Source organism: Methanoregula sp., from assembly GCF_028712425.1.
Lineage (GTDB): Archaea > Halobacteriota > Methanomicrobia > Methanomicrobiales > Methanospirillaceae > Methanoregula.
This window is the reverse complement of record NZ_JAQTQD010000013.1, coordinates 22,487-33,613: the sequence shown is the minus strand read 5'-3', so window position 1 is coordinate 33,613 and position 11,127 is coordinate 22,487. Positions and strand designations below refer to the sequence as shown.

General features: G+C 57.6%; 14 protein-coding genes. 9 read left to right on the top strand and 5 right to left on the bottom strand.

Translation table 11 applies throughout. From position 1 onward, the window contains the following. Positions 1-151: 151 nt before the first annotated feature. The 6 genes from PHF39_RS08450 to PHF39_RS08425 all read left to right on the top strand — a co-directional run bounded on the left by PHF39_RS08450 (position 152) and on the right by PHF39_RS08425 (position 5,000). Positions 152-859 carry a hypothetical protein gene (locus PHF39_RS08450; protein ID WP_300222949.1) on the top strand — a complete coding sequence of 236 codons (708 nt, stop codon included), beginning with the start codon at positions 152-154 and terminating at the stop codon, positions 857-859. Continuing rightward, positions 856-2,028: an ATP/GTP-binding protein gene (locus tag PHF39_RS08445; RefSeq protein WP_300222947.1), complete on the top strand. Its 1,173-nt coding sequence runs from the start codon at positions 856-858 to the stop codon at positions 2,026-2,028. Before PHF39_RS08450 ends, PHF39_RS08445 begins: the two co-directional genes overlap by 4 nt. Positions 2,029-2,043: 15 nt before the next feature. Continuing rightward, complete coding sequence (gene dph5, locus PHF39_RS08440) at positions 2,044-2,793, top strand: diphthine synthase (RefSeq protein WP_300222945.1); 750 nt, start codon at positions 2,044-2,046, stop codon at positions 2,791-2,793. Beyond that, positions 2,790-3,371 (top strand): DUF357 domain-containing protein, encoded by a 582-nt coding sequence (locus tag PHF39_RS08435; protein WP_300222943.1) that lies wholly within the window; start codon positions 2,790-2,792, stop codon positions 3,369-3,371. Before dph5 ends, PHF39_RS08435 begins: the two co-directional genes overlap by 4 nt. Before the next feature lie 82 nt (positions 3,372-3,453). Then, positions 3,454-4,509: a flippase-like domain-containing protein gene (locus tag PHF39_RS08430; protein ID WP_300222941.1), complete on the top strand. Its 1,056-nt coding sequence runs from the start codon at positions 3,454-3,456 to the stop codon at positions 4,507-4,509. 38 nt (positions 4,510-4,547) lie between these two features. Further along, positions 4,548-5,000: a bifunctional nuclease family protein gene (locus PHF39_RS08425; protein WP_300222939.1), complete on the top strand. Its 453-nt coding sequence runs from the start codon at positions 4,548-4,550 to the stop codon at positions 4,998-5,000. 22 nt (positions 5,001-5,022) lie between these two features. Here PHF39_RS08425 and hisE read toward each other — a convergent pair whose 3' ends face one another. The 3 genes from hisE to PHF39_RS08410 form a co-directional block, all read right to left on the bottom strand. Then, on the bottom strand, positions 5,023-5,325 hold the full coding sequence (gene hisE / locus PHF39_RS08420) for a phosphoribosyl-ATP diphosphatase (RefSeq protein WP_300222937.1): 303 nt from the start codon (positions 5,323-5,325) through the stop codon (positions 5,023-5,025). Then, the gene (locus tag PHF39_RS08415; protein ID WP_300222935.1) at positions 5,322-5,765 is read right to left on the bottom strand and encodes a NusA-like transcription termination signal-binding factor; all 444 of its coding nucleotides are present in this window, start codon (positions 5,763-5,765) and stop codon (positions 5,322-5,324) included. Before PHF39_RS08415 ends, hisE begins: the two co-directional genes overlap by 4 nt. A gap of 160 nt (positions 5,766-5,925) precedes the next feature. After that, complete coding sequence (locus tag PHF39_RS08410; RefSeq protein ID WP_300222933.1) at positions 5,926-6,666, bottom strand: SIMPL domain-containing protein; 741 nt, start codon at positions 6,664-6,666, stop codon at positions 5,926-5,928. Between the two features lie 138 nt (positions 6,667-6,804). Here PHF39_RS08410 and PHF39_RS08405 point away from each other — a divergent pair, with 138 nt between their 5' ends. Genes PHF39_RS08405 through PHF39_RS08395 form a run of 3 tightly spaced genes read left to right on the top strand, consistent with a single transcriptional unit; the run spans position 6,805 to position 9,720 of the window. Next, positions 6,805-8,055, top strand: a complete 1,251-nt coding sequence (locus PHF39_RS08405) for a 3-isopropylmalate dehydratase large subunit (RefSeq protein WP_300222931.1) — start codon at positions 6,805-6,807, stop codon at positions 8,053-8,055. Position 8,056: 1 nt separating this feature from the next. Further along, positions 8,057-8,611 (top strand): 3-isopropylmalate dehydratase, encoded by a 555-nt coding sequence (locus PHF39_RS08400; protein ID WP_300222930.1) that lies wholly within the window; start codon positions 8,057-8,059, stop codon positions 8,609-8,611. After that, positions 8,599-9,720: an isocitrate/isopropylmalate family dehydrogenase gene (locus PHF39_RS08395; RefSeq protein WP_300222928.1), complete on the top strand. Its 1,122-nt coding sequence runs from the start codon at positions 8,599-8,601 to the stop codon at positions 9,718-9,720. Before PHF39_RS08400 ends, PHF39_RS08395 begins: the two co-directional genes overlap by 13 nt. Positions 9,721-9,966: 246 nt before the next feature. Here the strand turns inward: PHF39_RS08395 and PHF39_RS08390 are convergent, their stop codons facing one another. After that, the gene (locus PHF39_RS08390) at positions 9,967-10,239 is read right to left on the bottom strand and encodes a hypothetical protein (protein WP_300222926.1); all 273 of its coding nucleotides are present in this window, start codon (positions 10,237-10,239) and stop codon (positions 9,967-9,969) included. Positions 10,240-10,635: 396 nt separating this feature from the next. Continuing rightward, entirely contained in the window at positions 10,636-11,127 is a 492-nt protein-coding gene (locus PHF39_RS08385; RefSeq protein WP_300222924.1) for a putative immunity protein, read from the bottom strand.

The following is an 11,127-nucleotide window of genomic DNA, read 5'->3' as shown; positions in this document are numbered from 1 at the left end:
ATTACTTTTAGGCTTCCCTAATGCTAAAATATTTCGGAATGCCTAAAAATTGCCGGGGCCAGGAGCGGCTCCACCCGTTGATACGACATCTTCGCTACCCGGCCCGACAGGAGAGATTATAAGTCTTTCTGATAAAATGATCAATCGATCAATGTACACCTATAAATCGGGTATCGCGCAGATAGACGAGAAGACCGGCGGTTTTGATGCCGGGACCAATATCCTCATCTTAGGTCCGCCCATGAGTGCCGCCGACCAGCTGGCGTACGCACTGACAAAACCAATACCGGGCGAGTACGCCATCGTACTCTCGACCAATGAACGCGCTGCCGAAGTGGTCGACGCATTCAAGGTAGCCGGGGCCGACAAGCGGTTCACCGGCGTGATTGATGCCATCACCAAGAGCTCGACACCGGGCATCACCGACACCACCCGGCTGATGTTCGTCTCCAGCCCCACGGACCTGACCGGCATCGGGATCAAGTTCTCGAACATGGTGGAATGCATTTTCGAGGGGGATTTTGCCGACGGCGAGACCGGCCTGTTTCCGCCGCCGATCCGGTTCTGTGTCAACTCCATCTCCACCCTCCTGATGTACCGCCGGCTCGAAGTGCTGTACCAGTTCCTCCATGTGCTCACGGCAAAACTGAAGAAGATCGAAGGCGTGGGAGTCTATCTCCTCAACAACGAGTCCTTCGATGACAAGACACTCTCCTTGATCAAGCAGCTGATGAACTGTGTCATCGAGGTCAAGATCGAGCAGAATGTCAACATGATGCGCATCCGCGGGCTTCCCGGCATGCAGGGAGACTGGATGAAATTCTCCGTCTCGAAAGGTCAGGTGACCATCCTCCCATGATCTCGACCGGGATAAGCGGCCTGGACGAGATGCTCGGAAGCGGTATCCCGGAGGGCAGTAAAGTGCTGTACAGCCTTGAACCCGGGGTTGACGGCCAGCTCTTCATGATCTCGACCCTGTCCTGTGCACTGGCAAAGAAACAATCCTGCCTTGTCGTCCTCCCGAACACAACGGTCGATGCATTCCGGAACGATGTGCAGGCAATGTACGGGCCCCGGCCCGATCTTGCCATGGCACCGGTCACCTTCTTCGATGCCATCGATTGGGAACGGATCTTAAAGAGCAGCAGGTCGCCGGAGGGAAGGGCACGCGAACTGCAGGCGCGGATCCGGAAACTCTGCCGCCAGCATGACGTGGATATCATCTTTGTCTATTTCGATCTTTTAAACGAGGAGTTCGGGACCGATGCCGCAGCCGTGATCTTCATCTCGGTGCAGGAGATGGAGAGGAAAAACGGGATCACGCTTATCATCGAACACCTGAACCTGGAGGGCCCGGATCTCCCTGAACATTTCATCCGCGACATGAAGTTCGATCTCGTGCTTGCCATCCGCTCGTCGTTCCGGCCCTTCCCGCAGTTCAATTATTTCACCCTTGTCCATACCTCGTGGGCAGATCTGCCCGTCCGCTCGGTCCCGTTCATCATTGGCGAGGGAAGGATCATTCCCTACATCCCCCGTATCGTGGTCACGGGTCCGGCTTCATCGGGGAAATCAACGTTTGTCCTCAATGCCGCGGATGAGGGGCACTCTGTTGACCGGAAGGCACAGGAGGGAGGCATGACAACGGTAGCGCTGGATTTCGGCTGGATCCGGTGGAAGGATTTCGACATCACGCTCTACGGGACACCGGGGCAGGAGCGCTTCGATTCCCTCCTGCCTTCTTATCTCGGGCACGCGATGGGGGCGCTCCTTATCATCGACGCTACAAACGCGGACCAGCTCCCCCGGGCTCGCCTCCTGAGCGACATGATTGCACGACGGAGGATCCCGTTTGCCGTTGTGGTAAATAAGAACGACCTGACGGGAACACTCGACCCGGAACTGATCCGTAGGGTTCTTGCGATCAGCAACGAGGTCCCCCTCTACCAGATCTCGGCAACCCGGAAAACTGATGTGAATTTCGTCCTTGAATCGCTCGTGGACTCGATAACCCAGTTCAGGTACTGACCGGGACGGGAGAACATGCTGACGTTCATCGGCCTTGGCCTCTTTGACAAGACGGACGTATCGGAAAAGGGGCTCGTTCGTATCCGGAACGCGGACAGGGTCTACCTTGAATGCTACACGTCGCGCCTCATGGGTGCAACGCGGGAGGAACTTGAGGAATATTACGGGAGGCCCGTTACCCCGCTGTACCGGTCCGATGTAGAACAGGATCCCGGCGCAATGCTGGACGAGGCCGCGGAGAAAGACGTGGTGTTTCTCTGCGCGGGAGACCCGATGGTCTCAACAACCCATGCCGACCTCCGTATGCGGGCTGCAGAAAGAGGGATCAGGACCGCGATCATCCATGCCGCCTCCATCGCGAGCGCTGTCTGCGGCCTCTCGGGGCTCCAGAACTACCGGTTCGGGAAGTCCTGTTCCCTTCCATTCCCGCAGAAGAACTGGTTCCCGACAACGCCCCTTGACGTCATCCTGACAAACCTGTCCCAGCGGCTCCATACGCTGGTCTATCTTGACATCCAGGACGAACGGTACATGACCGTGCCGGAAGCCGTTGCCCTGCTGGAGGAGATGGCAGCGGCACGGAAGGCCAAAATCCCGCTGTACGTGGGCATTGCCCGGGCAGGGTCCGGTGAGCCGGTGGTACGGGCAGGGCCGGAAGAGTTGGTCAGGGCCTGTGATTTCGGTCCGCCACTCCACATCCTGATCGTGCCGGCGGAACTGCACGATATGGAGCGGGAGTACCTGGAGATGTTCGCCGGCCTATGAGGATCGCAGAATGCGCAACAGTGCTTGCATCGGCCCTTGAACAGACAACGTGCAGTGCACCGGAGGGGACACTGCTTGGGAAGACCGGGGATGCCGTGCTCCGGATGGCATCCGCGTACGAGAGTGATGGCCGGACATTCCTTTCCATAGATGATCCGGTCAACGCCCTTGCCGCGTTCCTGTACGGCCTGGGATGGCTCCACTGCGGCATCGCGTCCGGGGCGCTCGCCTGTTCCGGCGGGAACTCCCGGTGCCCCTTTGCCACCCCGGCGGAACGGGTGCCGGCCACCCACTTCCTGAAACTGGGCGAGAAGACCGGACGGTATGCGCGGCTCCTTCAGACTGCCATTGCCTCGGTAACCCCTGCACCGGCCCCCGGGACACCTGCGCATGCCTTTGCAGGACAAGTGCTGTTCATTGCAGGGATCTACCTGGAGAACGGGAGCCGGGAGGCTTCGGAGGGAAGGAGAGAAGACGCTTTATCCTGCTTCAGCTATGGCCACGGCTGGCTCGATGCCGGGGTCGGATCCGGTCTCTTTGCCATCCATGCAAACCACGAAATCTTCACCGTGGACTGACGGGGAACCGGCGAAAGAAAAAGTATATACTTTGCCCTATAACCTGTTAGACTGACAGTTGCAGAATTACCGGGGTACGTCAATGGACAAGTCTCAGTTGAAATGGCTCTATATTTCCGTCGGGTTCTCCCTTGCCGTCCTCGTGGTTATCCTCCTCCTCACCATCAACGAGAACACCATCACCTACCTTACCCAGATCAATCCCTGGTTCCTCCTCCTTGCATTCCTCACCCACCTCCTGACCATGTGCTTCTGGGCCATGCGGGTCAAGATGATGGCGGGTTCGCTTGGCTACCGTGTCGGATTCTGGTACAGCCTGAACCTGGTCTTTGCAAACCTCCTCGCTTCAGCAATCACACCGGCACAGGCAGGGGGAGAGCCGGTCCGGGTCCACGAACTCTACAAGGCAAATGTCCCTCTCGGGGATGCGACTGCGGTAGTCATTATGGAACGGGTCCTCGATGGGATCGCCCTTGCAGCTCTGGCCGCTTTCTCCATGATTGTCCTGACCGACCAGTGGAAGCAGCTCGGAACGGTCTCGGAGATCATGGTCTTTGTCACCTGGATCTTCGTTGCCGGGTGCCTCTTCCTCTTCTACCTGGCCATACGGCGCCCGGATGTGGTGAAGCGGGTCGTCGCACGCTGCACGCGGTGGCTGACCCGTACGTGGGAGAATTCCCGGGTCGAGTCGCTGCTGGTACGGGCAGACAAGGAAATTGATAATTTTCAGGGATCAACGGTCCGGTTTGTCCACACGGCAAAAGGAGGGCTCGTCTGGGGAATGATCTTTACCCTCCTCTACTGGGTCTCCGAGATCATCACCGCATCCCTCATCCTCGTGGGGCTCGGACAACCCCCGCTCATCCTGGAGTCGTTCGTCATCCAGCTCATCCTCGCAATCCTGATGATGCTCCCCTTAACCCCGGGGAGCTCGGGCATTGCAGAAGTCGGCGCCACATCCATGTACGCCCTCTTCCTCCCGGCCGGGGTTGTCGGGATCTTTGTCGTGCTCTGGCGCATTGTCCTCTATTACTTCAATATCGCGCTCGGCATCCTCTCAAGCATCATCATTGTCCGGCGGGAAGCCCGGGCCTGTCTCGAAGAGGGGAACTGCCCGCCACCGCCGCCTTCCACCTGAATCCTTATCACGGTTGACAGCAATCACTGTGCACTGGCATGACACAGGTCCGTTGCGAGGTCAAAGGTGTCTTCATGGCTACCGGTGAGACGGCAACGGTCCCCCTCGTGATCCTCACGGACGGTTCCGACAGATTCCTCCCGATCTTCATCGGGATCTGGGAGGCAGTCTCCATCAACAGCGCAAAGAACCGGGAGGTGCTGCCCCGCCCCTTTACGCACGACCTCTTTTTGGACCTCTGCGCAAAGTTCTCCATCACCCTGCGCTCGCTCCAGATCGACAGTATCGATGACGGTGTCTACTATGCGCAGCTCGTCTTTATGAACAACCGGCACGAGGAATACCTGGACTGCCGCCCGAGCGACGGGATTGCGCTGGCACTCAGGGGCGACGTCCCGATCTTTGTGGAAGAGACCGTTCTTGCCACGGCAGCACAGAAAAACGAGGACCTCCCGCAGGTAGTCGACCTGATGGCGTTTCTCCAGAAATAACGGGAGTCTCCGGGTACCCGCATCATTTCCTGCGGTGTTCCAGTTCCTTTATCACGTCAGCGAGGCTCACGCCCGAGGCACGGAGCGCAACGAGCACGTGGAAGAACAGGTCGGCAGCCTCGCTCGCCGTCCGCTCGGGAACGCCGTTCTTGACGGCAAGGATGAACTCGGTGGACTCCTCGCCCACCTTCTCCAGCACCTTGTCGATCCCCTTCTCATCCGCCAGAAGCCGGGTGGTATAGGACCCCTCTTTCGGGTGATCGGCACGGTCGCAGATGATCTGCCAGAGTTCGGCTATGACCTTCGGGTCGACAGGCGTCTTCATGCTTCCTCCTTTTCGAGCAGGACTTCCCCGACCTCGGTGTTGTAGAACCGCCGGCAGAGGACCCGGGCCTTCTCGATATTGCACCCGGCTTTCCCGATGGCAATCCCGAGGTCGCTTCTCTGCCGCACAAGAACATTCACCGGTACCTCCGGGGACGATCGTTCCACCCTCGTGACCTCGGCCGGCTTGAAGATATTGGCAATGAACGCATCCGGCGTCTCGGCGAATTCGACCATCTCGATCCGCTTGCCGAGGACATTCTGCAGCCGTTTGATGTTCTCGCCTTTCTTCCCGATCGCAAGGCCCATGTCACCCTGCCGGATCACGTAGATGACCCGGTCGAACCGGTCATCGATTACGCAGTCCAGGGCGGTTGCCTTGGTGAGGATTCGCAGCTCTTCAATATACCTTCTCTCCTTAAAACCGATCGTGCGCTCCATTGTGAAAATCAATCCTATTGTATCCGCTGATTGATGGATATTCGAGATTTCTGCTATCGTATACCGGAATTCCCGGCACACATGCTGGTTTTATGAAATGATCACGCTGCGAAATTAAAAACATTGTGAAGAGCGTGCAGCGGGATGAGAAAAAAAGAGATTACTGGTAGGTGTAGGTCACGGAGACCTGCGCATTGACCGTGATATCCCCGGACTGGATGGGTGTGGTGGTTGCAGCTTTTTCTACCCTGCCAGATGCGTCCTGCGCATAATTGGAGAAGACAACCGGCATGTAGCCCTGGTAGATCTCGACATTCCCTGTTCCGGTGATGCTGACACCCATGGCACTGGCAACTGCCTCGGCATCTGCACGGGCATTGGTCACGGCCTTCATTAAGGCCTCGTTCCGCAGGGCTGTGGCCTGTGCATCCGAGAGCATGAACTGGATTGAGTTTGCCTGGTTTGCACCGTTTGCCACTGCAAGGTCGATCACTTCCCCGGTCCTGGAGACGTCGTGGAGGGTGATGGTTAAGGTGTTTGTCACCTGGTAGGACTTGACCTTGGGATCAAGGAACCCCTTGGCCGAGTCATCGTACGTGGCATAGATGTTGTACCCGGTTGTCTTGAGGGCGTCACGGGGGATGCCTGCCGCCACAAGGGCATCGATAACCTTGGTCATCTTGGCGGCATTCTGTTCCTGGGCCACCTTGACATCGGCATTCTCGGTCTGGACGGCCAATGTCACCTGCGCCCGGTCGGGCGTCCCGATGATATTGCCGCTTCCCTGGGCATGGATGACCTTGTCTGCCGACGAATCCCCCGTTGCCGCAGCAACGGTGCCTACCACTGCCACCATGAGGATGGCAAGCGCAATACAGAGGAAGTTCAGTCTTCGCATCATGATATTCGCATAATCTTGGCCAGAAACGGGATTAAAACTTGCCTTGAGTGCGAATCCTGTCGCAGTCATGGCGGTGCGGGAAAAGTGGTGCACAGAAACTACATGAGCAGGGCGTGTCAATAGTAGAGACGATTGAGCATGTCAGCGACAATCGTTGAGAAGATATTCTCGAGGAAATGTGGCAAGGAGATACGGGCGGGCGAAGTGGTCATGGCCCCCCTTGACGGGGCGATGATCCACGACATCACGGGTCCGCTTGCCATCCAGAAGTTCTACGAGATGGGCGGGAAGAAGGTGTTCGACCCAAAGCGTATCATCATGCTCTTTGACCACCAGATCCCCGCAGATTCCATCGAGGCGGCAAACAACCACGTGTACATGCGGAAGTTTGCTTTTGAGCAGGACATCCACAACTATGACATCAACGAAGGTGTCTGCCACCAGGTGACGATCGAGAAGGGCCGGGCTGCCCCGGGCGAGATCGTTGTCGGGGCTGACTCCCATACCTGTATGTACGGCGCGACAGGGGCATTCGCCACGGGTATCGGGTCCACCGACATGGGATTTGCCCTGAAATTCGGCGCCCTCTACTTCAAGGTGCCCGAGACGATCCGTGCGGAAGTATCCGGAAAGTTCCCCCGGCGCGTCGGGGCAAAGGACCTGATCCTCGCCATCGCCCACGATATCGGTGCCGACGGAGCGACCTACAAGGCCATCGAGTTCACCGGGAAAATCGTAAGGAAACTCGACATGGCCGGCAGGATGACGCTGTGCAACATGGCCATCGAGATGGGAGGCAAGGCAGGGATCGTTGCCCCGGACAAGATCACGTGGGAGTACATGAAAGGGCGCCGGAAGATGAAGCCCTTCGAACTGGACAGCGACCCGGATGCAACATTTGCGGAGAAGCGCTCCTATGATGTTTCTGACCTCGAACCGCAGGTCGCCGTGCCGCACAATGTCGATACCGGTGTCCCGGTCAGCAAGGTCGCCGGGACACATGTCGACCAGGTCTTCATCGGGTCCTGCACGAACGGGCGGTTTGAGGACCTCAAGGAAGCTGCCGAAGTGCTGGGCAAGAAGAAGTTCTCCCCGAAGATCCGGACCATCATCATCCCGGCATCGCGGGACGAATACCTCAAGACCTTAAAGGCAGGGCTCATCGAGAAGTTCGTAAAGGCAGGCGCCCTTGTGGAGGCTCCCTGCTGCGGCCCCTGCATGGGCGGGGCGTTCGGCCTTATCGCCCCCGGAGAGGTCTCACTTTCGACCTCGAACCGGAACTTCAAGGGCCGTCAGGGCAGCACGGACGGCAAGGTGTACCTCTGCTCCCCGGCAACGGCAGCGGCAAGCGCAATCACGGGAGAGATCACCGACCCGAGGGAGGTCTGACATGGCGGCAAAGAAGAGTATCCCGGTCAGGAAGATCGCACCCGAGTCCGGTCCGGTGGCGAAGAATGCCCGGACATGGAAGTTCGGCGACAATATCGATACCGATGCGATCATCCCCGGCCGGTTCCTGACCATCAATAACCCGGACGAACTGGCAAAGCATGCGTTCGAAGGAACGAGAGACGAGTATGCAAAGAAGGTGAAGCCAGGCGATGTCATCGTCGGGGGACGCAACTTCGGCTGCGGCTCCTCCCGCGAACACGCCCCGCTCGCCCTCGTGGGGGGAGGGGTGAAGGTCGTGGTGGCACGGTCGTTTGCCCGGATCTTCTTCCGCAACTCCATCAATGTCGGCGTGCTCCCGGTTGTCTGCCCGGATGCGGACAAGATTGCCGACGGGGCAGCCATCCGGCTGGACATCAAAGAGGGGTTCATCGAGGCGGACAACAAGAAGTACGCCATTGAACCGGTACCGGAGTTCATGCAGGGCATCATCGATGCCGGCGGGCTCGTGGAATATGCAAAAGGATTGAAGGAGACACCCGCATGTACAAGATAGCATCAATCGGTGGAGACGGGATCGGCCCGGAGATCGTGGCCGAGGGAAAGAAAGTACTGGAAGCAGCAGGGGAAAAGTTCAACTTCGCTATCGAGTGGACCGACTTCGATATCGGGGCGGATCGTTACCTTGCCACGAAGAAGCTGGTCACGGAGGATGACCTTGCCGAACTGAAGAAGTTCAAGGCCATCTACTTCGGTTCCATTGGCGACGACCGGGTGAAACCGGGGATCTTAGAGAAAGGCATCCTCCTCGCGCTCCGGTTCCATTTCGACCAGTACGTCAACCTCCGCCCCATCAAGCTCCTTGACGGCGTTGAAACTCCCCTTGCCGGCAAAGGGCCAAAGGACATCGACTTCGTGGTGGTGAGGGAGAACACCGAGGACTTCTATGTCGGTATCGGCTCCCGGTTCAAACAGCACCAGAAGATCGAGCTCGACGTTGTCCGCGACATCTACAACGTGAAGTTCGGGCTCGATGTCACGAGCGATGCAGAAGAGATCGCCTACCAGATCGGCGTCATCACCCGCGAAGGCGCCCGCAGGGTCCAGACCTATGCATTCGACCTCGCGATGCAGCGGAAGAAGAAACTTACCTCGGTGGACAAGGCAAACGTCCTTTCGGACGTGTACGGCCTCTGGCGCGATGTCTTTTTGGACACCGCAAAGAACTACCCGGACGTTACCACCGAGTTCAACTTCGTGGACGCGGTCACCATGTGGTTTGTCAAGAACCCCGAGTGGTTCGACGTGGTTGTCACCCCCAACATGTTCGGGGACATCATCACCGACCTCGGCGCCATGATCCAGGGCGGGCTCGGCCTTGCCCCGGGCGGCAACATCAACCCGAAGGGCACCTCGATGTTCGAGCCTATCCATGGCTCGGCCCCGAAGTACAAGGGCATGGGCGTGGCAAACCCCATCGCCACCATCTGGGCAGGATCGCTCCTCCTCGACCACCTTGGCGAGCACGAGGCGGCAGCAGCAGTGGTAAAGGCCATTGAAGCGAGTATCCGCGACGGCATGGTGACCCGCGACCTTGGCGGGAAGGCAGTCAGCACCTCAAAGGCCGGCTCGTATATCGCGGAGTGCGTGAAGAAGGGCTGTTGACCGGGTTCTTCTTCACGAACCGAATTTTTCTTTTTTCTGAAAAACATATCTCTTTGTTACGATCACCCCCCCTTGCGCCATCCCTGCCCCCGAGGGGGCGGGGGCGCAGGCGATGCCCCTGTATTACCGGTGCAGAAATATTCGCGATGACTCGAATAGGGAATAAGTGAACATGACTCACTGTACCTTCCTCCCTATGGGAATGAGTGCTGCTCCATCAGATAGGGCAATCTGGAAAAGAGTCATTCAGCTCATTGACTCTGGCAATGATGTCGTGTTTGCATCTCTTAAAACGAAAAGCAAGACGTCGGGATGATTGGTATTTGATGTCGCCGCAGGCTGTGGAGAAGTGATAATTTCGACTCGCCCTACGGGGCGGCGGCCGTTCATCACAACCGGGGGTATGGGGACATCAGCCCCCATCATTGTGAATGAAGATTTCTTCTGAACAGATTTTTCCAGGATAATCATCCGCACTAAAATACCCAATATGGCTTCGCATTCAATCTTCTCACTCATTTGTCTTACTGGAGATATGTACACCGCCCGACCCCCTCTCCCGCCAATCCGGGTCTGGGTACCCATGCCCGTCGTAATCTTATGAAAAAATGCAGCCCTCAGCAAAAGGGTAAGGGGGGGTCGGACGGTGTACTAAACAAAACCGGGTGGAGAAATTTCACAGAAATATTATAACATATCGACGTTAGTTACGAAAACAGGCCGGTCCGGATAGAACAATAAGTACACCGCCCGATCCCCTCTATGGCAAAAGACAGAGGATTATTTCAGGCCATCCTGCGAAAGCACAGGTGCATTGCCACTGTCATCTGTATCAGATGACTTCGTGTGGAGTGCCAGGAAAAACCCGGCAGGGTGCTTTGTCTGCTTTCCCGCACTCCGGGTTCATGGTGTCCGTTATGCGGGTTCCCGATCAGCTGTATGCCGGCGCAGACACTCCATCTGCCACCCGCGTTCCCTAATGAGACCGTCACTTACATTACCGGTATGGGCTGCAGCCGCCCGGATTGCATAGACCGAACACCCAAAGGCATGCGTTGGAACATGGATGGCTGCGACCGCCTGTCCTGCTGCATGGGCTGCGAATTTTGCATCCGCTCCCTGCGCATCCCTGGCGGCAGCATGGGCATCGACGGAAGCCTTCCGGATGTCTGCCATCCTGAAAATGCCGGTGGCTGCCCATTCTCTGCACGTGATTATCGCGAGGTTTGGCCGTTCGTCGCCACGGCATTCACTGGTAAAGAACGGCAGGACGTGCTCCGCGCAATCGGCTGCCCAGAGGACGAGAATCCGTTTGTCCGGCTGGAAAGCCCGGTGGTCAATCGTTTCTGTATACGGCCTTTCGAGAATGCCGGAAACATCCCTGCGGACAGCGGATACCAACGCCAT